The sequence below is a fragment of the Mesorhizobium sp. LNHC229A00 genome (assembly GCF_000502415.1).
In the GTDB taxonomy this organism is placed as follows: Bacteria; Pseudomonadota; Alphaproteobacteria; order Rhizobiales; family Rhizobiaceae; genus Mesorhizobium.
Map to the genome: position 1 here is coordinate 1 of NZ_AYWQ01000032.1, position 22,594 is coordinate 22,594.

Annotated in this window: 18 protein-coding genes, 1 tRNA gene and 2 pseudogenes; 2 read left to right on the plus strand and 19 right to left on the minus strand. The window is 62.1% G+C overall.

Going from position 1 to position 22,594, the window contains the following annotated elements:
- The 4 genes from X742_RS141435 to rpsL all read right to left on the minus strand — a co-directional run.
- Positions 1-511, minus strand: a 511-nt coding sequence (locus X742_RS141435) for a GTP-binding protein (RefSeq protein WP_023775350.1), incomplete at its 3' end; no start/stop codon positions are given.
- A gap of 66 nt (positions 512-577) precedes the next feature.
- Complete coding sequence (gene fusA, locus X742_RS141430; protein WP_023775351.1) at positions 578-2,668, minus strand: elongation factor G; 2,091 nt, start codon at positions 2,666-2,668, stop codon at positions 578-580.
- Positions 2,669-2,697: 29 nt separating this feature from the next.
- Complete coding sequence (gene rpsG / locus X742_RS141425; RefSeq protein ID WP_008875664.1) at positions 2,698-3,168, minus strand: 30S ribosomal protein S7; 471 nt, start codon at positions 3,166-3,168, stop codon at positions 2,698-2,700.
- Positions 3,169-3,242: 74 nt separating this feature from the next.
- Positions 3,243-3,614 (minus strand): 30S ribosomal protein S12, encoded by a 372-nt coding sequence (gene rpsL, locus X742_RS141420; protein ID WP_006333356.1) that lies wholly within the window; start codon positions 3,612-3,614, stop codon positions 3,243-3,245.
- Positions 3,615-4,087: 473 nt separating this feature from the next.
- Between rpsL and X742_RS141415 the strand changes: the two genes are divergently transcribed.
- Positions 4,088-4,369 carry a hypothetical protein gene (locus X742_RS141415; RefSeq protein WP_015317988.1) on the plus strand — a complete coding sequence of 94 codons (282 nt, stop codon included), beginning with the start codon at positions 4,088-4,090 and terminating at the stop codon, positions 4,367-4,369.
- A gap of 154 nt (positions 4,370-4,523) precedes the next feature.
- Positions 4,524-5,447 (plus strand): Gfo/Idh/MocA family oxidoreductase, encoded by a 924-nt coding sequence (locus tag X742_RS141410; protein WP_023775352.1) that lies wholly within the window; start codon positions 4,524-4,526, stop codon positions 5,445-5,447.
- 19 nt (positions 5,448-5,466) lie between these two features.
- Here the strand turns inward: X742_RS141410 and X742_RS141405 are convergent, their stop codons facing one another.
- The 15 genes and pseudogenes from X742_RS141405 to X742_RS1000000173460 all read right to left on the minus strand — a co-directional run.
- Entirely contained in the window at positions 5,467-6,132 is a 666-nt protein-coding gene (locus X742_RS141405; protein ID WP_023775353.1) for an O-methyltransferase, read from the minus strand.
- An 82-nt stretch (positions 6,133-6,214) separates the two neighbouring features.
- A complete protein-coding gene (gene rpoC, locus X742_RS0139010; RefSeq protein ID WP_023775354.1) occupies positions 6,215-10,564 on the minus strand; it encodes a DNA-directed RNA polymerase subunit beta' in 4,350 nt (1,449 codons plus the stop codon).
- 152 nt (positions 10,565-10,716) lie between these two features.
- Positions 10,717-14,201, minus strand: a pseudogene (gene rpoB, locus X742_RS01000000170980) (DNA-directed RNA polymerase subunit beta); the annotation flags it as partial.
- Positions 14,135-15,088, minus strand: coding sequence for a hypothetical protein (locus tag X742_RS0139020; protein ID WP_031248718.1), 954 nt, complete (start codon positions 15,086-15,088; stop codon positions 14,135-14,137). The gene X742_RS0139020 and the pseudogene rpoB, both read right to left, overlap by 67 nt.
- A gap of 266 nt (positions 15,089-15,354) precedes the next feature.
- Entirely contained in the window at positions 15,355-15,732 is a 378-nt protein-coding gene (gene rplL, locus X742_RS141400) for a 50S ribosomal protein L7/L12 (protein WP_015317993.1), read from the minus strand.
- A gap of 54 nt (positions 15,733-15,786) precedes the next feature.
- Positions 15,787-16,305 carry a 50S ribosomal protein L10 gene (gene rplJ / locus X742_RS141395; protein WP_015317994.1) on the minus strand — a complete coding sequence of 173 codons (519 nt, stop codon included), beginning with the start codon at positions 16,303-16,305 and terminating at the stop codon, positions 15,787-15,789.
- A 407-nt stretch (positions 16,306-16,712) separates the two neighbouring features.
- The gene (gene rplA / locus X742_RS141390) at positions 16,713-17,411 is read right to left on the minus strand and encodes a 50S ribosomal protein L1 (protein ID WP_023775355.1); all 699 of its coding nucleotides are present in this window, start codon (positions 17,409-17,411) and stop codon (positions 16,713-16,715) included.
- Between the two features lie 4 nt (positions 17,412-17,415).
- The gene (rplK, locus tag X742_RS141385; protein WP_010909262.1) at positions 17,416-17,844 is read right to left on the minus strand and encodes a 50S ribosomal protein L11; all 429 of its coding nucleotides are present in this window, start codon (positions 17,842-17,844) and stop codon (positions 17,416-17,418) included.
- Between the two features lie 174 nt (positions 17,845-18,018).
- Positions 18,019-18,546 carry a transcription termination/antitermination protein NusG gene (gene nusG / locus X742_RS141380; protein WP_015317996.1) on the minus strand — a complete coding sequence of 176 codons (528 nt, stop codon included), beginning with the start codon at positions 18,544-18,546 and terminating at the stop codon, positions 18,019-18,021.
- Positions 18,547-18,574: 28 nt separating this feature from the next.
- Entirely contained in the window at positions 18,575-18,778 is a 204-nt protein-coding gene (secE, locus tag X742_RS141375) for a preprotein translocase subunit SecE (protein WP_013531408.1), read from the minus strand.
- Positions 18,779-19,370: 592 nt separating this feature from the next.
- Positions 19,371-19,446, minus strand: a tRNA-Trp gene (locus tag X742_RS141370).
- Between the two features lie 76 nt (positions 19,447-19,522).
- Positions 19,523-20,074 carry a putative glycolipid-binding domain-containing protein gene (locus X742_RS141365; RefSeq protein WP_023775356.1) on the minus strand — a complete coding sequence of 184 codons (552 nt, stop codon included), beginning with the start codon at positions 20,072-20,074 and terminating at the stop codon, positions 19,523-19,525.
- A 29-nt stretch (positions 20,075-20,103) separates the two neighbouring features.
- Positions 20,104-20,586, minus strand: a complete 483-nt coding sequence (locus X742_RS141360; protein ID WP_023775357.1) for a group II truncated hemoglobin — start codon at positions 20,584-20,586, stop codon at positions 20,104-20,106.
- 94 nt (positions 20,587-20,680) lie between these two features.
- Positions 20,681-22,207, minus strand: coding sequence for a hypothetical protein (locus tag X742_RS141355; protein WP_023775358.1), 1,527 nt, complete (start codon positions 22,205-22,207; stop codon positions 20,681-20,683).
- A 289-nt stretch (positions 22,208-22,496) separates the two neighbouring features.
- Positions 22,497-22,594 (minus strand): annotated as a pseudogene (locus X742_RS1000000173460) (elongation factor Tu); the annotation flags it as partial.

Genomic DNA, 22,594 nt, shown 5'->3' on the forward strand with positions numbered 1-22,594 from the left:
GCGCCGAACCCTTGACGATCGGAATGTCGTCGCCGGGGAATTCGTTCTTCGACAGCAATTCGCGAACCTCGAGCTCGACCAGTTCGAGCAGCTCGGCGTCGTCGACCTGGTCGACCTTGTTCAGGAACACCACGATCGACGGCACGCCGACCTGACGGGCCAGCAGGATATGCTCGCGGGTCTGCGGCATCGGGCCGTCGGCGGCCGACACGACCAGGATCGCGCCGTCCATCTGCGCGGCACCGGTGATCATGTTCTTCACATAGTCGGCGTGGCCGGGGCAATCGACATGGGCATAGTGGCGGTTGGCGGTCTCGTATTCGACGTGAGCCGTCGAGATCGTGATGCCGCGCGCCTTCTCTTCGGGCGCCGCATCAATCTGGTCATAGCGCTTGTATTCGCCAAAATACTTGGTGATCGCCGCCGTCAGCGACGTCTTGCCATGGTCGACGTGACCAATCGTGCCGATGTTCACATGAGGCTTGGTGCGCTCGAATTTACCTTTTGCCATGTGATGTCTCCAATCCTGCTCGCCCGTGCGGGCCTTGATTTAAGTTACTGCTGCAACCCGTCGGGGTTACGCGTATTTCTTCTGGACTTCCTGGGCGACCGCGGTCGGCACAGGCTCGTAGTGATCGAACTGCATCGTGTAGGCCGCGCGGCCCTGGCTCATCGAGCGCAGGTTGTCGACATACTTGAACATGTTGGCGAGCGGCACCATCGCGTTGATAACCACCGCGACGCCACGTGCTTCCTGGCCCTGGATCTGGCCGCGGCGGCCGTTCAGGTCACCGATGACGCTGCCGACGTAATCTTCCGGCGTGACGACCTCGACCTTCATGATCGGCTCGAGCAGTTGCACGCCGAGCTTGGGCGCGGCCTCACGGAAGCAGGCACGGCCGGCGATTTCGAAGGCGAGCACCGAGGAGTCGACGTCGTGGTATGCGCCGTCGATGAGCGTCGCCTTGACACCGATCATTGGGAAGCCGGCGAACGGACCCGACGACATGACGCTGTTGATGCCCTTTTCGACACCCGGGATGTATTCCTTCGGCACCGCACCGCCGACGATCTTGGTGTCGAACTCGAACTCGGGGCTTTCCGGGTTCGGCTCGAACAGGATCTTGACGCGGGCGAACTGACCGGTACCGCCGGTCTGCTTCTTGTGCGTGTAGTCCTGCTCGTGCTTGCGGGTGATCGTTTCACGGTAAGCCACCTGCGGCGCACCGACGTTGGCTTCGACCTTGAACTCGCGGCGCATGCGGTCGACGATGATGTCGAGATGCAGCTCGCCCATGCCGGAAATGATGGTCTGGCCAGATTCCTCGTCGGTCTTGACGCGGAAGGAGGGATCCTCGGCGGCCAGGCGATGAAGGGCGAGGCCCATCTTTTCCTGGTCGTTCTTGGTCTTCGGCTCGATGGCGATCTGAATGACCGGATCGGGGAATTCCATGCGCTCGAGGATGACCGGGTGCAGCGGATCGCTCAGCGTATCGCCGGTGGTGGTGTCCTTGAGGCCGGCCAGGGCGACGATGTCGCCGGCAAAAGCCTCTTCGACGTCGGCGCGCGAGTTCGCATGCATCTGAAGCATGCGGCCGATGCGCTCCTTCTTGCCCTTCACGGTGTTGTCGACCGAGATGCCCTTGGTGAGCTTGCCCGAGTAGATGCGGGCAAAGGTCAACGAACCGACGAACGGGTCGTTCATGATCTTGAAGGCGAGCATCGAAAGCGGCTCGCTGTCGTCGGCGTGACGCTCGATCTCGGCATCGGTCTTGGCATCGACACCCTTGATGGCCGGAACATCGGCCGGCGACGGCAGGTATTCGACGACGGCGTCGAGCAGCGGCTGCACGCCCTTGTTCTTGAAGGCCGAGCCGCAGAACATCGGGTAGAACTTCACCGCGATGGTGCCCTTACGGATCAGCGCGCGGATCTCGTCATTCGACGGCATCTTGCCTTCGAGGTAATTCTCAAGCGCCGTCTCGTCCATTTCGACGGCGGCTTCGATCATCTTCTCGCGATATTCTTCGGCACGAGCCTGAAGGTCGGCCGGGATCTCGACGACGTCCCAGGCAGCGCCCAGCGTCTCGTCGCGCCAGACCAGTGCGTTCATCTCGACCAGGTCGACGACGCCCTTGAATTCGGTCTCGGCGCCGATCGGCAACTGCATGACGACGGCATGCGCGCCGAGGCGCGAACCGATCATTTCGACCGAGCGGTAGAAGTCGGCGCCGATCTTGTCCATCTTGTTGCAGAAGATCATGCGCGGAACGCGGTACTTGTCCGCCTGGCGCCAGACGGTTTCCGTCTGCGGCTCGACACCGGCATTGGCATCGAGCAGCGCAATGGCGCCGTCGAGCACGCGCAGCGAACGCTCGACTTCGATGGTGAAGTCGACGTGTCCGGGGGTGTCGATGATGTTGAAGCGGTGCATCTTGCCGTCACGAGCCTTCCAGAAGGTCGTGGTCGCGGCGGACGTGATGGTGATGCCGCGCTCCTGCTCCTGCTCCATCCAATCCATGGTGGCAGCACCGTCGTGCACTTCGCCGATCTTGTGCGACTTGCCCGTGTAATAGAGGACGCGCTCGGTGGTCGTCGTCTTGCCGGCGTCGATATGCGCCATGATACCGAAATTGCGGTAGTCTTCGATTTTGTATTCGCGGGCCATCGTAGCTGCCTCTCAGTCTCGTTCGCGCTTTACCAGCGGTAGTGCGCGAAAGCGCGGTTGGCTTCTGCCATCTTGTGGGTGTCTTCACGCTTCTTCACGGCGGTGCCGCGGTTGTTGGCCGCGTCCATCAGCTCGCCGGAGAGGCGGTCGACCATGGTGGTCTCGTTGCGGTTGCGGGCCGCGGCGATCAGCCAACGGATTGCCAGCGCCTGACGGCGCTCGGGGCGCACGTCGACCGGAACCTGGTAGGTGGCGCCGCCGACGCGACGCGAACGCACTTCCACATGCGGCGCGACATTGTCGAGCGCCTGATGGAAGACGGTGACCGGCTCCTGCTTGGTCTTCGACTGGACCTGGTCCAGCGCGCCGTAGACAATGGTCTCGGCGACCGACTTCTTGCCGTCATACATGACGGCATTCATGAACTTGGTGACGATCAGATCGCCGAACTTGGGATCCGGGTTGATCTCACGCTTTTCTGCACTGTGACGACGCGACATGGCTTTTGTCTCTCAATCTCGTAGCCCGGTGCATTCAAGCAGCACCAAGGCCGAAAAATCTTACTTCGGACGCCTTACTTCGGACGCTTGGCGCCGTACTTCGAACGGCGCTGCTTGCGGTTCTTCACGCCCTGCGTGTCGAGCACGCCGCGAATGATGTGGTAGCGCACGCCCGGAAGATCCTTGACGCGGCCGCCGCGGATCATGACCACGGAGTGCTCCTGAAGGTTGTGACCTTCGCCGGGGATGTAGCCGATCACTTCAAAACCATTGGTCAGGCGGATCTTGGCCACCTTGCGCAGCGCCGAGTTCGGCTTCTTCGGCGTCGTTGTATAGACGCGCGTGCAGACGCCCCGCTTCTGCGGGTTCTGCTGCATGGCCGGGACCTTGTTGCGCTTCACCGGCGCAATGCGCGGCTTGCGGATCAGCTGGTTGACGGTAGGCATTAAACCCTCTTGTCTCTCAATTCCGTGTCTCGTGCCGGTCAAGGCTCGCTCAAAGCGTCATTTCCATACGCAAATTCGGGCCACAAACCGCGCCTCGCGGTCTTGCCCGAACAAATCGCAGAGGAAGCGGAAACCGCTTCGTGCACGCCGGAAATGTCTTTTCGCTCGTAAAATGAACCCTGTTTGAGGCAAACTCCAAAGCGTGTCGCTTCGGAAGGGAGAGCCTCACATCGGTTCTGACTGGGCGGCTTCTACTCGTAAGCCCGCGAACCGTCAAGCCCGCAGTGGCAAATATCGCACCGAAGCCGGGACTTGGCAGCCATCCGAAAACCGCATGTAATTTTCTTTCGCCATTTTGCAATGCGGAGGAAGAAAGTGACCGGCTTTTCGCTTTTGCGCGCCCTTGCTCTATGCGAAAAGGCGGCCTGAGCACTCAACATCCCCTCGCCCGCGCTTGCCAGGAGGAATCAGCCGTGAACGATAATGAAGAACGCCCGGTCACCATCATCACCGGCCGGGTGTGGAAGCGCAAAGGCGGCAAGGTGGAAGGCGTGCATGTGATGCTGGTCGCTCCTGACGACGATTCGGCGGTGCGACGCGCACTCGAATCGCTGGCGGCGGAAGGTTACGCCGAGGCCGAACTGGACCAGATCGGCGACATGGACGGGGTGCCCGACGACGAGCCGCATCTGTCGGCCTACCAGGGCGCGCTCGAAGGCGAAGTGTCGATCGTCACCTTCGACGCGCCGATCTGATCATGGGCGTGTCATGGGCGCGGTGTCCTTCCTTGCCTGCTTGGCATGACGCGACTCGTTCGGATAGCCGGCACGGCCGACGCTTGCCCGTCATGGCCGATCTGCTAAGAGACGCGCAGTCGTCCAAACCCGGCGGAGCCTCATGTCCTCATCCATCTCGCCCATAAGAATCGGCATTGTCGGCGTCGGCAAGATCGTCCGCGACCAACACCTTCCCGCCTTGGCCAAGGATCGGGATTACCAGCTGATCGCGGCGGCCAGCCGGCACGGCAAGGTCGACGGCATTGTGAATTTCCCCGACATCGAGACGATGCTTAGCGCGGTTCCCGAACTCGATGCAGTGTCGCTGTGCATGCCGCCGCAGTTCCGCTATGACGCCGCGCGCAAGGCACTCGAGGCTGGGAAGCACGTTTTCCTGGAAAAGCCGCCCGGTGCCACGGTCAGCGAGGTCGAGGACCTGAAGGCGCTGGCGGCGAAACAAGGCGTCTCACTGTTCGCTAGCTGGCATTCGCGCTACGCGCCGGCGGTCGAAGCGGCGCGAACGTTCCTCGCTTCGACCAAAATCAAATCGGCGGCGATCGTCTGGAAAGAAGATGTACGCCGCTGGCACCCGAACCAGGACTGGATCTGGCAGCCTGGCGGTTTCGGCGTCTTCGACCCCGGCATCAACGCGCTGTCGATTGCAACCTACATCCTGCCGGCCATGTACATCACTTCGGCCGTGCTCGACTTTCCGGCGAACCGCGACGCACCGATCGCGGCCCAGGTCGCGTTCCGGGCCGCGAACGGATCGGATGTGACGATGGAGCTCGACTGGTTGCAGACCGGACCGCAGAGCTGGGACATCCTGGCCGATACGGATGCCGGACAGATGGTGCTCTCGGGTGGCGGCTCGAAACTCGCAGTCGACGGGCGGGTTGTACACGAGGAGCCGGAAGCGGAATATCCGATGCTCTACCGGCGCTTTGCCGAAATCGTGCACGTCGGGAGGTCGGATGTGGACCTTGCGCCGCTCCAGCACGTTGCCGACGCCTTCATGCTGGGCAAGCGCAACGTGGTCGAGGCGTTTTTCGACTGACGATGGGCGGCGCCTTGCCTCAGTGGACAATGGCAATGGCAAACCCGTCATAGCCCTTGGAGCCGACGGTCTGGATGGCGGTGCCGTCCAGCCGTTTGTCGCCGCCGATGAAGGAGAACGCAGCCCGGGCGCCCTCGACATTGGCATCGCGACCATCCTCATCCAGCACGGCGCCGTCGCGGATGACGTTGTCACAGACGATGACCGTTCCTGACCGCGACAGCCGCAGGGCCCAGGCCAGATAGTTCGGGTTGTTCGGCTTGTCCGCGTCGATGAAGATGAGATCGAATGGGCCGGCATTCTCGCCGTCCAGTTGTGCGAGCGACTGGAGCGCCGAACCGACACGCAGTTCCACACGGCCCGCAACCCCTGCGTGTTCGAAATTCGAACGCGCGACCTTGGCATGGTGCGGATCGAGTTCGAGTGTCACGACCTTGCCGTCGGCAGGCAATCCCCGCGCCATCCAGATGGTCGAATAGCCACCCAGCGTGCCGATCTCGAGCACCTTTTTCGCGCTGCTGATGCGCACCAGCAGCGAGAGCAGCTTTCCTTGCGCCGCCGAGACATCGATTGCCGGCAGGCCCTGGTCGCGGTTGGCCGCCAGAACCGCCTCGAGAACGGGATCCGCCTCGAAGAGAGAAGATACGATGTAGTTATCGACTGCCGTCCAGGTCTTCGTGTTCATCCGCTATCCTCCGACCGCAAAAATGAAAAAGCCGCCGGGTTGCCCCGACGGCTTCTGTTGCCTGAGATTTCTGCCGCCGCGCTTACTGCGCGGCGGTTGTCATGTCCGCCAGCATCGGCTCGGCGACTTCCACACCGGAGGCCTTGCGGCGCTCGTCGATGATCAGTTCGTCGCGCGAGGTGGCGATGCGCCGGATCTGGCTCATCGTGCCGCCGGTGCCGGCGGGGATGAGCCGGCCGACGATGACGTTTTCCTTCAAGCCCTGCAGCATGTCGGTCTTGCCGGCAACCGCGGCTTCCGTCAGCACCCTGGTCGTCTCCTGGAAGGAGGCGGCCGAGATGAAGGACGGCGTCTGCAGCGATGCCTTGGTGATGCCCAAGAGCACCGGCTGGCCTTCGGCCGGCTTCTTGCCGTCCTCGACCAGGCGCTCGTTGACCTCTTCCAGTTCGATCACGTCGACGTGGTCGCCCGGGATATAGGTCGAGTCGCCCTGCACCGTGATCTCGACCTTCTGCAGCATCTGGCGAACGATCACCTCGATGTGCTTGTCGTTGATCGACACGCCCTGCAGGCGGTAGACTTCCTGGATCTCGTTGACGAGGTAGGAAGCAAGTGCCTCCACGCCCTTGATCGCCAGGATGTCGTGCGGCGCCGGATTGCCGTCGAGGATGTAGTCGCCCTTCTCGATGACGTCGCCGTCCTGGAGATGGAACGGCTTGCCCTTCGGGATCAGGTACTCGACCGGCTCGAGCGTCGAGTCGTGCGGCTCGATGATGATGCGGCGCTTGTTCTTGTAGTCGCGGCCGAAGCGGATCGTGCCATCGATCTCGGCGATGATGGCGTGATCCTTCGGACGACGTGCCTCGAACAGTTCGGCAACACGCGGCAGACCGCCGGTGATGTCCTTGGTCTTGGCGCTTTCCATCGGGATACGCGCCAGCACGTCGCCGGGGCGAACCTGAGCACCCGGCTCGACCGAGAGAATGGCCTCGACCGAGAGCAGGAAGCGGGCGTCGCCACCCTTCGACAGCTTGCCGACCTTGCCCTTGGTGTCCAGGATGGCAATCGCGGGCTTGAGGTCGTTGCCGCGCGGCGTCGAACGCCAGTCGATGACCTCACGCTTGGTGATGCCGGTCGACTCGTCGGCCGTTTCCNGGAAGCGGGCGTCGCCACCCTTCGACAGCTTGCCGACCTTGCCCTTGGTGTCCAGGATGGCAATCGCCGGCTTGAGGTCGTTCCCGCGCGGCGTCGAACGCCAGTCGATGACCTCACGCTTGGTGATGCCGGTCGACTCGTCGGCCGTTTCCTGAACGGAAATGCCGTCGACCAGATCCTCATACGACACCTTGCCCTCGATTTCAGTGAGGACAGGACGGGTATAGGGATCCCACTCGGCGATACGCTGACCGCGCTTCACCTTGTCGCCATCGTCCACGAAGATGCGTGAACCATAGGTGACACGGTGCGTGGCGCGCTCCTTGCCGGCTTCGTCGAGGATCAGCACCGCCATATTGCGGCCCATGACCATCTGCTGGCCGTCCGAGTTGCGCACCACGTTGCGGTTGCGGATCTCGACCTTGCCCTCATAGGAGGCTTCAAGGAAGGAGCTATCCACCACCTGCGCCGTACCGCCCATGTGGAAGGTACGCATGGTGAGCTGCGTGCCCGGCTCGCCGATCGATTGCGCCGCGATGACGCCGACGGCTTCGCCCTGGTTGACCGGGGTGCCGCGGGCCAGATCGCGTCCGTAGCAGACCGCGCAGACACCGATCCTGACTTCGCAGGTCAGGGCCGAGCGGATGCGGACCGACTGCACGCCGGCCTTTTCGATCTGCTCCACGTCACGCTCGTCCATCAGCGTTCCGGCCTTGACCAGAACCTCGCCCGACACCGGATGGGTGATGTCGTCGAGCGATGTACGGCCCAGCACGCGCTGGCCGACCGAAGCGACGACCTGACCGGCATCGACGATCGGCTGCATGGTGAGGCCCTTGTCGGTGCCGCAATCCACGGAGTTGACGATGCAGTCCTGCGCCACGTCGACCAGACGACGGGTGAGGTAACCCGAGTTCGCCGTCTTCAAGGCGGTATCGGCCAGACCCTTGCGGGCACCGTGGGTCGAGTTGAAGTACTCGAGCACGGTCAGGCCTTCCTTGAAGTTCGAGATGATCGGCGTCTCGATGATTTCACCCGACGGCTTGGCCATCAGGCCGCGCATGCCGGCGAGCTGGCGCATCTGGGTGGGCGAGCCGCGCGCACCGGAGTGCGACATCATGTAGATCGAGTTCATCGGCTTCTGACGGCCATTGTCCTCGAACTCGACCGCCTTGATGCGGGCCATCATTTCGTCGGCGACCTTTTCCGAGCACTTGGCCCAGGCGTCGACAACCTTGTTGTACTTCTCACCCTGCGTGATCAGGCCGTCATTGTACTGCTGCTCGTACTCCTTGGCCAAAGCCTCGGTGTCCGACACCAGCTTGATCTTGGTGTCCGGGATCAGCATGTCGTCCTTGCCGAACGAAATGCCGGCACGGCAGGCATGGGCAAAGCCGAGCGCCATGATGCGGTCGCAGAAAATGACCGTCTCCTTCTGACCGCAATGGCGGTAGACGGTGTCGATCATCTTGGAGATGTTCTTCTTGGTCATCTCCTGGTTGGCGGTCTCGTAAGGCACGTTGACGTTCTTCGGCAGAAGCTCGCCGATGATCATGCGGCCAGGTGTGGTGTCATGGATCTTCGACACAACCTTGCCTTCGGCGTCGACCGTGCGGAAGCGGCCCTTGATCTTGGCGTGCAGGGTCACCGCCTTGGTCTCGAGCGCGTGCTGGAGTTCGCCCATGTCGGCAAACACCATGCCCTCGCCCGGCTCGTTCTGGTTGACGATCGAGAGGTAGTAGAGACCCAGAACCATGTCCTGCGACGGGACGATGATCGGCGCGCCGGAGGCCGGGTGCAGGATGTTGTTGGTCGACATCATCAGCACGCGGGCTTCGAGCTGCGCTTCCAGCGACAGCGGCACGTGAACGGCCATCTGGTCGCCGTCGAAGTCGGCGTTGAAGGCCGTGCAGACCAGCGGGTGAAGCTGGATCGCCTTGCCTTCGATCAGGATCGGCTCGAACGCCTGGATGCCGAGGCGGTGCAGCGTCGGCGCGCGATTAAGGAGAACCGGATGCTCGCGGATGACCTCATCGAGGATATCCCAGACTTCCGGACGCTCCTTCTCGACCAGCTTCTTGGCCTGCTTGACGGTCGAGGAGTAACCCTTGGCGTCGAGACGGGCGTAGATGAAGGGCTTGAACAGTTCGAGCGCCATCTTCTTCGGCAGGCCGCACTGGTGCAGCTTGAGCTCCGGACCGGTGACGATGACCGAGCGGCCAGAATAGTCGACGCGCTTGCCGAGCAGGTTCTGACGGAACCGGCCCTGCTTGCCCTTGAGCATGTCGGACAGCGACTTCAGCGGACGCTTGTTGGCGCCGGTGATGACGCGGCCGCGACGGCCGTTGTCGAACAGCGCATCGACGGCTTCCTGCAGCATGCGCTTTTCATTGCGCACGATAATGCCCGGCGCCCGCAGCTCGATCAGCCGCTTCAGGCGGTTGTTGCGGTTGATGACGCGGCGGTAGAGATCGTTCAGGTCGGACGTCGCGAAACGACCGCCGTCCAGCGGGACGAGCGGGCGCAGGTCCGGCGGGATCACCGGAACCACCTTCATGATCATCCATTCCGGACGGTTGCCGGATTCCATGAAGTTCTCGACGACCTTGAGCCGCTTCAGATACTTCTTCTGCTTCAGCTCGGACGTGGTCGATGCCAGTTCCGAACGCAGGTCGCCGGCAATCTTCTCCAGGTCCATGCCGGCCAGAAGGTCATGAATGGCCTCGGCGCCGATCATGGCGGTGAAACTATCCTCGCCATATTCGTCGACGGCGATCATGTACTCTTCCTCGCTGAGCAGCTGGTGCTCCTTCAGCGCGGTGAGGCCAGGCTCGGTGACGATGTAGTTCTCGAAGTAGAGGACCCGCTCAATGTCCTTCAGCGTCATGTCGAGCAGCGTGCCGATGCGCGAGGGCAGCGACTTCAGGAACCAGATGTGGGCGACGGGGGCCGCCAGCTCGATATGGCCCATGCGCTCGCGGCGGACGCGCGACAGCGTGACTTCGACGCCGCACTTCTCGCAGATCACGCCCTTGTACTTCATGCGCTTGTACTTTCCGCACAGGCATTCATAGTCCTTGATCGGGCCAAAAATGCGCGCGCAGAACAGACCGTCACGCTCCGGCTTGAAGGTGCGGTAGTTGATGGTCTCCGGCTTCTTGATCTCGCCGAACGACCAGGACAGAATCTTCTCAGGGCTGGCAAGCGAAATCCGGATGGAATCGAACACCTGCGCAGGCGCCTGCGGATTGAAGAGATTCATGACCTCTTGGTTCATGCCGTTCTCCTTTGCGGGGTCCTCGAAAACCCCTTGCATCTAGCGCGGGCCGAATGCCCGCTGAGTGGTCGGCCCACCGGCCGAAGAATTGGTGCATCCGGTCGCGAGAGCCCTCTCCCGCGTCCGGATGTCTTGTTTACTCGGCCGCGCCCCTATTCGGCAGCATCGGGCAGCCGGATCGGGTTGTCGTCGAGCTTGGTGTTCTCGAGCTCGACATTGAGGCCGAGAGACCGCATTTCCTTGACGAGCACGTTGAAGCTCTCGGGAATGCCTGCCTCGAACGTGTCGTCGCCACGCACGATCGCCTCGTAGACCTTGGTGCGGCCGGCGACGTCGTCCGACTTCACCGTCAGCATTTCCTGCAGCGTGTAAGCGGCGCCGTAGGCTTCCAGTGCCCAGACCTCCATCTCGCCGAAGCGCTGGCCGCCGAACTGCGCCTTGCCGCCCAGAGGCTGCTGGGTGACGAGCGAGTACGGACCGATCGAACGCGCGTGGATCTTATCGTCCACGAGGTGGTGAAGCTTGAGCATGTAGATATAGCCCATCGTCACCTTGCGATCGAACGGCTCGCCGGTGCGTCCGTCGTAGAGTTGCGACTGACCTGATGTGTGCAGGCCCGCCTGCTCCAACATGATGTTAATGTCAGCCTCATGCGCGCCGTCGAACACCGGGGTCGCGATGGAGACGCCGCGGCGCATCTGCTCGCTGAGGCGAACGATGCTCTCGTCGTCATATTCGCGAACCGGCTCGTTGCGGTCGTTGGCCGGCATGAAGCTCTCGAGCGTCTTGCGCAGCGGCTTGATGTCGCCGGCTGTCTTGTACGCATCGATAAGCTCGCCGATCTTCCTGCCCATGCCAGCGCAGGCCCAGCCCAGATGCGTTTCCAGGATCTGGCCGACATTCATGCGGCTCGGCACACCCAGCGGGTTGAGCACGATATCGGCATGCGTGCCGTCCTCGAGGAAAGGCATGTCCTCGACCGGAACGATACGCGACACGACACCCTTGTTGCCGTGACGGCCGGCCATCTTGTCGCCGGGCTGCATCTTGCGCTTCACCGCCACGAAGACCTTGACCATCTTCATGACGCCTGGAGGCATTTCGTCGCCGCGCTGCACCTTCTCGACCTTGTCCATGAAGCGCTGTTCGAGCGCCTTCTTGGAATCGTCGTACTGGCCACGCAGGGCTTCCAGTTCGCTCTGGAGCTTTTCGTTCTCCACCGCAAACTGCCACCACTGCGAACGCGGATACTCGTCGAGCGTGTCCTTGGACAGCGTCGAGCCCTTCTTGAAGCCCTTCGGTCCAGCGATCGCTTCCTTGCCGACGAGAACGTCGGAAAGACGCGCATAGACGTTACGGTCCAGAATGGCCTGCTCGTCGTCGCGATCCTTGGCGAGGCGTTCGATCTCCTCGCGCTCGATCGCCATGGCGCGCTCGTCCTTCTCCACACCGTGGCGATTGAACACGCGCACCTCGACGACGGTGCCGAAAGTACCCGGAGGCATGCGCATCGAAGTGTCGCGCACGTCGGAAGCCTTTTCGCCGAAGATGGCGCGCAGAAGCTTCTCTTCCGGGGTCATCGGGCTCTCGCCCTTCGGCGTGATCTTGCCGACCAGGATGTCGCCCGGCTGCACTTCCGCACCGATATAGACGATGCCGGCTTCGTCGAGGTTCTTCAGCGCTTCTTCCGAGACGTTTGGAATATCGCGCGTGATTTCCTCCGGACCGAGCTTGGTATCGCGCGCCATGACCTCGAACTCCTCGATGTGGATCGAGGTGAAGACGTCGTCGGCCACGATNGCTTGGTATCGCGCGCCATGACCTCGAACTCCTCGATGTGGATCGAGGTGAAGACGTCGTCGGCCACGATCCGCTCGGAGAGCAGGATCGAGTCCTCGTAGTTGTAGCCGTTCCACGGCATGAACGCGACCAGCACGTTGCGGCCGAGCGCCAGATCACCGAGTTCGGTCGAGGGACCGTCGGCGATGATGTCGCCCTTGTTGACCCGGTCACCCATGCGCACCAGCGGACGCTGGTTGATGCAGGTGTTCTGGTTCGAACGCTGGAACTTCATCAGCCGGTAGATGTCGACGCCGGACTTGCCCGGATCGAGATCCTCGGTGGCGCGGATAACGATACGCGTGGCGTCCACCTGGTCGACGATGCCGCCACGACGCGCCCCGATGGCGGCGCCCGAGTCACGGGCGACGATCGGCTCCATGCCGGTACCGACGAACGGCGCCTCGGCGCGCACCAGCGGCACGGCCTGGCGCTGCATGTTCGAGCCCATCAGAGCGCGGTTGGCGTCGTCGTTCTCCAGGAACGGGATAAGTGCCGCGGCAACAGACACCATCTGCTTGGGCGACACGTCCATCAGGTCGACGTTTTCGCGCGGCGCCATCATCACTTCGCCGGCGCTGCGGCAAATGACGAATTCGTCGACGAAGCCGCCATTCTTGTCGAGCTCGGCGTTCGCCTGCGCGACATGGTGCTTGGCCTCTTCCATCGCCGAGAGATAGACGACGTCATTGGTCAGCTTGCCGTCAACGATCTTGCGGTACGGGCTTTCGATGAAGCCGTACTTGTTGACGCGCGCGAAGGTCGCCAGCGAGTTGATCAGACCGATATTCGGGCCTTCCGGCGTCTCGATCGGGCAGATACGGCCATAATGCGTCGGGTGCACGTCGCGCACTTCGAAGCCGGCACGCTCGCGGGTCAGACCGCCCGGTCCAAGCGCCGAGAGACGACGCTTGTGGGTGATCTCCGACAGCGGGTTGGTCTGGTCCATGAACTGCGACAGCTGCGAGGAACCGAAGAACTCACGCACGGCGGCGGCCGCCGGCTTGGCGTTGATCAGGTCCTGCGGCATGACCGTGTCGATCTCGATCGAGGACATACGCTCCTTGATCGCGCGCTCCATGCGCAACAGGCCGACGCGGTACTGGTTCTCCATCAGCTCGCCGACCGAACGTACGCGGCGATTGCCGAGATTGTCGATGTCGTCGATCTCGCCCTTGCCGTCACGCAGTTCGACCAGCGTCCTGACCACGGCCAGGATGTCGTCCTTGCGCAGCACGCGCACCGTGTCCTCGGCCTTGAGCTCGAGACGCATGTTCATCTTGACGCGGCCGACGGCGGACAGGTCGTAGCGCTCGCTGTCGAAGAACAGCGAGTTGAACATGGCTTCGGCGGTCTCGAGCGTCGGCGGCTCGCCCGGGCGCATGACACGGTAGATGTCGAACAGCGCGTCCTGGCGGCTCTCGTTCTTGTCGACGGCGAGCGTGTTGCGGATATAGGCACCGACATTGACATGGTCGATGTCGAGGACCTGGATCTCGTGCTCGCCGGTGCCGAGCAGCACCTTGAGCGTCTTGTCGTCGATCTCGTCGCCGGCCTCGAGGAAAATCTCGCCGGTGGCGTAGTTGACGATGTCCTCGGCCAGGTAATTGCCGAGCAGATCCTCGTCGGTCGCCTTGATCGCCTTGAGACCCTTTTCGCCGAGCTGACGTGCCTGGCGAGCGGTAATCTTCTTGCCCGCCTCGACGACGATTTCGCCGGTGTCGGCATCGACTAGGTCGCCGACGGCCTTGAGGCCGCGGAAACGCTCGACGTTGAAGGGAATGCGCCAATNGTCGCCTTGATCGCCTTGAGACCCTTTTCGCCGAGCTGACGTGCCTGGCGAGCGGTAATCTTCTTGCCCGCCTCGACGACGATTTCGCCGGTGTCGGCATCGACCAGGTCGCCGACGGCCTTGAGGCCGCGGAAACGCTCGACGTTGAAGGGAATGCGCCAATGGTCGCCGGCGCGCTTGTAGATGATCTTGTTATAGAAGGTCGACAGGATCTCCTCGCCGTCCATGCCGAGCGCCATCAGCAGCGACGTCACCGGAATCTTGCGGCGACGGTCGATGCGGGCGTGCACAACGTCCTTGGAATCGAACTCGATGTCGAGCCACGAGCCACGGTAGGGGATCACACGGGCGGCAAACAGAAGTTTGCCCGACGAGTGCGACTTGCCCTTGTCGTGGTCGAAGAAGACGCCCGGCGAGCGGTGCATCTGCGAGACGATGACGCGCTCGGTGCCGTTGACGATAAAGGTGCCGTTCAAGGTCATGAGCGGCATGTCGCCCATGTAGACGTCCTGCTCCTTGATGTCCTTGATCGACTTGGCACCAGTATCCTCGTCGATATCGAACACGATGAGGCGCAGCGTCACCTTCAGCGGCGCGGCATAGGTCAGGTCGCGCTGACGGCATTCGTCAACGTCGAATTTCGGTCCTTCGAACTCGTACTTCACGAACTCCAGCATGGAGGAGCCGGAAAAATCGGAGATCGGGAAGACCGACTTGAAAACAGCCTGCAGTCCTTCGTCGGGACGTCCGCCCTTGGGCTCGTCCACCATCAGGAACTGGTCATAGGATGCCTTCTGAACCTCGATAAGGTTCGGCATCTCCGCAACTTCCGGGATCTTCCCGAAGAACTTGCGTACGCGTCTGCGGCCATTGAAAGTCTGGGTCTGGGCCATCGTCGCTCCTTAGCTCTAAACTCGGGACGAACCTCGCCGCGGTTCGCCTTGCATACTGAGCCACCTGGGCGGCGGCTCTCTGTCTGTTCTCCGGCCGCCTCTCCAATTGCTTGGCGGTTACCGGCTAAAACGGGAGAAAACCCGTTTCCTGAAGGCCGGTTTACGGCCCTCAGAAAAGAGGTTTTCGTACATCTCGCGTTACGCAGCCTCCCCTGGTCACCCAAGGGAGTGGCGGACGGCGCGAGGCCGCCCGCCGCTTTTTACGCTTACTTCAGGTCGACCTTGGCGCCGGCTGCTTCCAGCTGGGCCTTGAACTTGTCAGCGTCGGCCTTGGAAACGCCTTCCTTGACCGGCTTCGGAGCCGCTTCGACCAGGTCCTTGGCTTCCTTGAGGCCAAGACCGGTGATAGCGCGCACTTCCTTGATCACGTTGATCTTCTGAGCGCCGGCCTCGGTGAGAACGACGTCGAATTCCGTCTTTTCCTCGACCGGAGCAGCAGCAGCGGCAGCACCGCCAGCAGCGGCAACCGCCACCGGAGCAGCAGCCGAAACGCCCCACTTTTCTTCCAGAAGCTTCGACAGCTCAGCCGCCTCGAGGACGGTCAGCTTCGAAAGGTCGTCTACGATCTTTGCCAGATCAGCCATTGTTGTGTTCCTTCGTTAGGTTCGAACGTGTGTTTTTGATAGCGAGGAACGGCCTCATGCCGCCTCGTCCTTCCGGGCGTAAGCGCCGATGACGCGCGCGACCGAGGCCGCTGGCGCATTGACGATCTGGGCGATCCGGGTTGCCGGCGTGGCGATCATGCCAACCAGCCTGGCGCGCAACTCATCGAGCGACGGAAGTGTGGCGAGTGCCTTCACACCGTCGGCATTGAGCGAGGTGGTGCCCATTGCGCCGCCGAGAATGACGAGCTTGTCATTCCCCTTGGCGAAATCGGACGCGACCTTCGGCGCCGCAATCGGATCCTCCGAATAGGCGATCAGCGTCTGTCCCTTGAACAGTTCGATGATCGATGCGGAGTCCGTGCCCTGAAGAGCGATTTTGGCGAGACGGTTCTTCGCGACTTTAACGGTGCCACCGGCAGCGCGCATCTTCGACCGAAGGTCGTTCATTTGCGCGACGGTGATACCGGCATAGTGGGCCACGACGACTGAACCCGCGCCCGAAAACGCATCATTCAGGCCCGTGACGAGTTCGCGTTTTTCCGCTCTGTCCACTGCCTATCTCCAGTTGACCCCAGTCCTGCCAATGGGAACATTCCCATTTCGAGGACAGGCGTCGGGTTGCCTTTTGCCGGCCGGGCCATCCAGTAACGGATCTCCCGAACGACGCTCGAGGATCCTGCCCCCTTTCGCCACATCGACGGCAAAGCCGGCGATGCGCAGACAAAAGGCAAACACGGTTCGAACCTTTCATTGGAGCTTGTTGCTCCGTTGTCCGGTTTTCACCCGTCTCATGCAGGCCCACATGAATTAAGGCCCTCCTCTTGAATCAAGGTTCGGGCCGCCCGCAATCTCGGACAGGATGTCCGGAAGCCTTCCGGCTTCCGGTTCCGGGCCCAGGATAAATCCAAGGCCCGGAATTCAGTCACGGATCAGCCTTCGAAAGGCCAATCCAAATCTAATCAGGACGCGGCGAGCGTCGAGACGTCGAGCTTGAGGCCCGGGCCCATCGTCGAGGTGACAGACACCTTCTTGACGTAGTTGCCCTTGGCGCCAGCCGGCTTTGCCTTGGTCACCGCATCGGCGAATGCACGGACGTTCTCTTCCAGCGCCTTGACGTCGAAAGAGACCTTCCCGACGCCGGCATGAACGATGCCGGCCTTCTCGACGCGGAACTCGACCGCGCCGCCCTTCGATGCCTTGACGGCCGCGGCGACATCGGTGGTGACGGTGCCGACCTTCGGGTTCGGCATCATGCCGCGCGGGCCGAGCACCTTACCGAGACGACCGACGAGCGGCATCATGTCCGGCGTGGCGATGCAGCGATCGAAATCGATCGTGCCTTTCTGGACGATGTCGACCAGATCCTCGGCACCGACGATGTCGGCACCGGCGGCCTTGGCCTCTTCGGCTTTGTCGCCACGGGCGAACACGGCGACACGGACCGAGCGGCCGGTGCCGTTCGGCAGGTTGACCACGCCGCGAACCATCTGGTCGGCATGACGCGGGTCGACGCCGAGGTTCATGGCCACTTCGATGGTCTCGTCGAACTTGACCGAGGAACGATCCTTGAGCAGCTTCAGCGCGTCACCGAGCGCGTAAGCCTTGTTGGGATCGATGCCTTCACGGGTCTTCGATACACGCTTTGCAATCTTTGCCATGATCTTAGCCCACCACTTCCAGACCCATCGAGCGGGCGGAGCCCTCGACCATGCGCATGGCCGCTTCGACGTCGTTCGCGTTCAGATCCTTCATCTTGGCGGTCGCGATTTCGCGAACTTTGTCGCGCGAAACCGTGCCAGCCTTGACCTTGCCCGGCTCCTTCGAGCCCGACTTCAGGTTCGCGGCCTTCTTCAGGAAGTAGCTCACCGGAGGCGTCTTCATGACGAAGGTGAACGACTTGTCCTGGTAATAGGTGATGACGACCGGAACCGGCGATCCCTTTTCCATTTCCTGGGTCTGCGCGTTGAACGCCTTGCAGAACTCCATGATGTTGATGCCACGCTGACCAAGCGCCGGGCCGATCGGGGGAGACGGCGTAGCCGATCCCGCGGAGACCTGGAGCTTGAGCTGGCCTGCAATTTTCTTAGCCATCTCTTTTCCTGCCTTTGTCTATGCCGGCCCCACGATCTGGGAAACACCGGTGGTTGCAGTCTGGTGGTGCGGTTCTTGCGGCCGGCCAAAGCCGCCTTCGCCTCCCACCGTTCTCAAGCCGCGCGTTGCCGCGCCGCCTCCCCTGATCGCCGGACCGGCATCAGGGATTTCGGATCAGCCCTTTTCGACCTGTCCGAATTCCAGATCGACGGGCACGGCGCGCCCGAAGATCGAAACTTCCACCTTGAGCCGCGCCCGCTCCTCGTCCACTTCCTGGACGAAACCGTTGAACGACGCGAAGGGACCATCCGAAACGCGGATAGCCTCGCCGATCTCGAAGGTGACCGAGGGCTTCGGCCGCTCGACGCCTTCCTGCACCTGGTTCAGGATGCGCTGGGCTTCGGCCTCGGTGATCGGCACCGGCTTGGAGTCCCCGAGAAAACCAGTGACTTTCGGCGTGTTCTTGACCAGCGAGAACACGGCGTCGGTCAGATTGGCCTTCAAGAGCACGTAGCCCGGGAAGAACTTGCGCTCCGCGTCGACCTTGCGGCCGCGACGAACCTCGACGACCTTCTCGGTCGGCACCACGATCTGCTCGATATCGGCGGACAGGCCCTTCTGCTTGGCCTTGTTCTCTATGTCCTCGGCGACCTTCTTCTCGAAGTTCGAATAGGCGTGGACGATGTACCAGCGCGTAGCCATTTTTTTCGACTTCTCCTAATCGCCGGACTTAGCGTCCAATGCCCAGAATCTGCTCGACCGCGAGGCCCATGAGCTGATCGGCGGTGAAGAAGAAGATCATCGCAATCACAGCAAAGGCCAGGACCATGACCGTCGAGATCATCGTCTCGCGGCGCGACGGCCAAGTCACCTTGGCTGTCTCCGCGCGCACCTGCTGGAGAAAGACGAAAGGATTTGTGGTTTTCGAAGCCATATGCCGCCTGTCTTCAAGACCCGTTGGCCGGGCCCCCTGGATGATCCCGCTGGCCGGGACGTGCCGCCTGAGCCCAATCTCGCGCAGAATCAGCGCAATCATTTCGCCCATGCAAATCAGACGCGTAAAGCCGGCTTCCCAGCTCCACGCGTCGCGTGTCTGTTTCGTCTACATAAAACCGATTCTTGATCCACGCAAGTGGCAAGTGCCCGCTTTATGACCAAACGCCGCCTCGGAACCATCCAGTCGTTCCGTCCCGGCTATGGCGCTCTTATGCCCCAATCGGGCTAATATGGCAAGCGGCTCGCCGATTTTCAAAGGCAGCCCGCGAAATATCGTTTTGATGCCATCTTTCAGAGCAAATGGCACGGGCAGCAGGGCTCGAACCTACGACCNGTCTACATAAAACCGATTCTTGATCCACGCAAGTGGCAAGTGCCCGCTTTATGACCAAACGCCGCCTCGGAGCCATCCAGTCGTTCCGTCCCGGCTATGGCGCTCTTATGCCCCAATCGGGCTAATATGGCAAGCGGCTCGCCGATTTTCAAAGGCAGCCGCGAAATATCGTTTTGATGCCATCTTTCAGAGCAAATGGCACGGGCAGCAGGGCTCGAACCTACGACCTGCGGTTTTGGAGACCGCCGCTCTACCAACTGAGCTATGCCCGTACACGCGCGCTTCAGCGCAGGCGCTTCCTAAAAGCTTCCGTGCGCTCTGTAAAGAGCGGTTTGCAGGCAAACGTGCTTAACCCCTGCGCCAGAAATCGGGATAGTCGACGACCAGCCCCTCGGCATCGATCTCCAGCTCCCGCCTGAAGTCGCTGGCGCGCGATTCATAGAGGTATCGCCGGCCCGCTTCGAGGCACGTGTAGCGCTGCGGGTTGCGCACGACAGTGAGTGCCGGGAATTCGATGAAGGCGGTGGTGATTTCCCCACTCTGGCCGGCCGCGAGCGCCAGGCGCCGGATCGGCAGCGTGTTGGTGAAGGGCGTGACGGTGAGGTCCGGGTCGAGCACGCCGGCAAGCTCGGGCATCGCCAAGCCGTCCCTGGTCCACTGACCATCGCCATCGGACGCCAGGACAAGTGTCCGGTTATCACCGATCACATTGACAATGACACTCTCGGCGCGCCAGCCGGCATCGCAGGCGATGCGGTAGCGGACCGCAAATGGCGTTTCGCCCGAGCGGATAACGACCGAATCGGCCAGCAACCGCCCCGCGTGCTCCCGCAGCACAAGATGTTCGGAGCCGGGCCCATCCCACTCGCGCCAGCGCACGATCTTTGCATCTTGCGGCATCAATCGTCCACCTCCCCCGGCAGCCGAAGCTATTTTGCGTCCGGCACCCGGTACGGTCCGCCAGGCACGCCCCACCCCCAGGCTGGCATCGGTTCGGTCTCGGGATCGCAGGTCTCGCCGAGATTGGAATTCATCTTGGCCAGCCGAGATCCCCATTCGACGTAGCCCATGAAGGCTGAACGGAATTCTGGATCGTCCGGCAGACCGACCTCATCCGCCGCGTCGGCGAGAAGATTGATCCAGCGACGGCGCTGCGCCTCGGTGAGGTGCTTGCCCACATGATGCATGACCATTTCGCGGTGGCCGCCAAAGGTTTCGCTGTAGGTTTTCGGTCCGCCGAAGACCTCGCCGATGAAGGCCGCGACATGGGCGGGGTGGTCCGGCGACATGTGCTTGAAGACCGGGCCAACCACCGGATCTTGCGCCACCTTGTCGTAGAAGGTTTGCGTCAGCCGGTTCAGCGCCTCGCCGCCTCCGGCCCATTCATAGAGTGTCGGAACGTCCTGGCTCATTCTCGATCCTTCGCCGGCCCCGCCGCGACGATAGCGGAAATCGGATACGGCTCAACCTGCCTCGATGGGCAGTTCCCCCCGACATCACCGTGCTCTACAGCCTTGCGGGCGCGTCGGCCTGTGCATTGGCGGCTGGCAGGCCCAGGCAATTGTCGGGCTTGGCAACAGCCTTGCAAGTCGTGGAGCCGGTCAGCGCGTCGACCGATTGCGGTCCTGTTGTCAGTCCAAGCTTGAGCATGGCGTCTGGGTCAAGTTGCCCCTCGGTCGAGCGTCGTTCGATTGTTGCGAACAGAGCGGGGCCGATCGCCATCTCGTCGAGGTAGGCCTTGACCACCAGCTTCTGTCCCGTCGGATACAGGCTGAGCCGCGCCCGGGGACCGACAAGCCGCCTGGCGCCGCCGGCGACCACTAACGCACAGCCGGAATCACACTCCACCCCCGCATCGATGCTCAATCCGGCATAGGCTCCTTCCGTGGCCAGGCAGTTCCACGCGCCGGGGTCACAGTCGACGAAATCCGTCCGGGCAACGGCGATGTCGAGCTTTCTTTCATGGATAAGCCGTCCCATTGCGAGAGCGCTGGGCAGGTCGCCTCCGCGCGAGCTGATGACGATAGGCAGCCGCCGATTGCCAAGGGTGGCCAGCAACTGCCGCAGCTTCCCCGGCGCCCGGTTCGTGATCGCACCTTCGGCCGATATCCATTCCGGACAGTCGGGATTGCACAGCGGATTGCTGCCGCGAACGACGACAAACCGCATGTCCCCGCCGGCCTTCGCGGTTTCCGCTTGAACGGTTACGGCAGCCATTGGCCTGGCTGCGGCCGATGGCGTCGTCTTGCTTGCGGGTCCAGCTATTTGCCGGCAGTTCGTGGCCGGCTGGGCCAGGCCGCAGAGGCTTACCGTGGTCAACAGGTCCACTGCGTCCCGGCTGGTGACCAACTTCATCATCACCATGTCATCGAGCGGAATCTGACGAATCTCACTGGCCGGCGTGGCTTTCATGACTTCCAGTACGCCGTCTGCTATCCCCATTTCCTTCAGGTACGCCGAAAGCGTCTTCTCGACGGTCCTGCTCATCTCGTAGGTTTTGTAGCTGCCAGCGTTTTTGCGGCTGACCACCTTGGTGCTGATGATCTTCTTCCTGCCGTTCACGATCCGGTACGTGGTCCGGTAGAGCAGCTTCTCCCGCTGGTATGTGGTGGTGATCTGGTGGACACCGAGATAGCCGAAATCCCCAACGACGCGGCGGACACCGCCGGAAAACATTAGCGGACAGGCCGAATTGCACATGGCTCCGTCGTCATAGGCCGCCCCGAAATAATCGGCACTCTTGCCCTTGTTGTCCCCGCAGTTTTTCGCTTCCGGCTTGCAACCGGAAAAAACCGTCACGCCGACGGCGATATCGAGCTTGTTCTTGCGGATCATCCGGCCGAGTGCCAGCGCGGCGTCGACGTTACCGCCGGGCGAATTGACGACGACCGGCAATTGCCTTCCCCTGAGCGCCTTGAGCGTGCGCTTGAGGAGCGACGGCGTGCCCGCGTCGATGGTGCCGTCCGCCGATATCCATTCAGGACAGTTGGGTTCGCATCCCGGAGCGTTGCTGCGCACCACGACGAAGCGCATAGGCGGGATGTCGAGAGGCCCATCCTCCGCTCGCGCTGTCAAAACGGGCAGTGCCATGGCGACGGCGAGACAAACCAGTGCCCACAACCGCCATGCCTTCCCATCGAAACGGTGCCTTGAAACCACTGTCGGCAAAGCTCCCTCGGTGCAACCTATACTAGTTGCAGCCATGGCGCTTGCAACAGCTTTGAAACAAGCGCGCAATGCTTTCGTTGCGAGGCGTGTGAAACGAAAAAGGGCGGCCCGAAGACCGCCCTTTCGTGTTCGAGACCGGCAGCAGCCGGATCGATTATTCCTTGATGGTAACGACGATGCCGGCACCGACGGTGCGGCCGCCTTCACGGATGGCGAAGCGCAGCTTCTCTTCCATGGCGATCGGCACGATCA

Bases quoted from the DNA above. Each gene is read 5' to 3' on its own strand.
- nusG (WP_015317996.1), bottom strand. From the start codon at position 18,546: ATGGCTACGCGCTGGTACATCGTCCACGCCTATTCGAACTTCGAGAAG.
- secE (WP_013531408.1), bottom strand. From the start codon at position 18,778: ATGGCTTCGAAAACCACAAATCCTTTCGTCTTTCTCCAGCAGGTGCGC.
- X742_RS141405 (WP_023775353.1), bottom strand. From the start codon at position 6,132: ATGAACACGAAGACCTGGACGGCAGTCGATAACTACATCGTATCTTCT.
- fusA (WP_023775351.1), bottom strand. From the start codon at position 2,668: ATGGCCCGCGAATACAAAATCGAAGACTACCGCAATTTCGGTATCATG.
- rpsL (WP_006333356.1), bottom strand. From the start codon at position 3,614: ATGCCTACCGTCAACCAGCTGATCCGCAAGCCGCGCATTGCGCCGGTG.
- rplK (WP_010909262.1), bottom strand. From the start codon at position 17,844: ATGGCTAAGAAAATTGCAGGCCAGCTCAAGCTCCAGGTCTCCGCGGGA.
- rpsG (WP_008875664.1), bottom strand. From the start codon at position 3,168: ATGTCGCGTCGTCACAGTGCAGAAAAGCGTGAGATCAACCCGGATCCC.
- X742_RS141365 (WP_023775356.1), bottom strand. From the start codon at position 20,074: ATGCCGCAAGATGCAAAGATCGTGCGCTGGCGCGAGTGGGATGGGCCC.
- rplA (WP_023775355.1), bottom strand. From the start codon at position 17,411: ATGGCAAAGATTGCAAAGCGTGTATCGAAGACCCGTGAAGGCATCGAT.
- X742_RS141355 (WP_023775358.1), bottom strand. From the start codon at position 22,207: ATGCGCTTCGTCGTGGTGCGCAGCAACGCTCCGGGATGCGAACCCAAC.
- X742_RS141360 (WP_023775357.1), bottom strand. From the start codon at position 20,586: ATGAGCCAGGACGTTCCGACACTCTATGAATGGGCCGGAGGCGGCGAG.
- rplL (WP_015317993.1), bottom strand. From the start codon at position 15,732: ATGGCTGATCTGGCAAAGATCGTAGACGACCTTTCGAAGCTGACCGTC.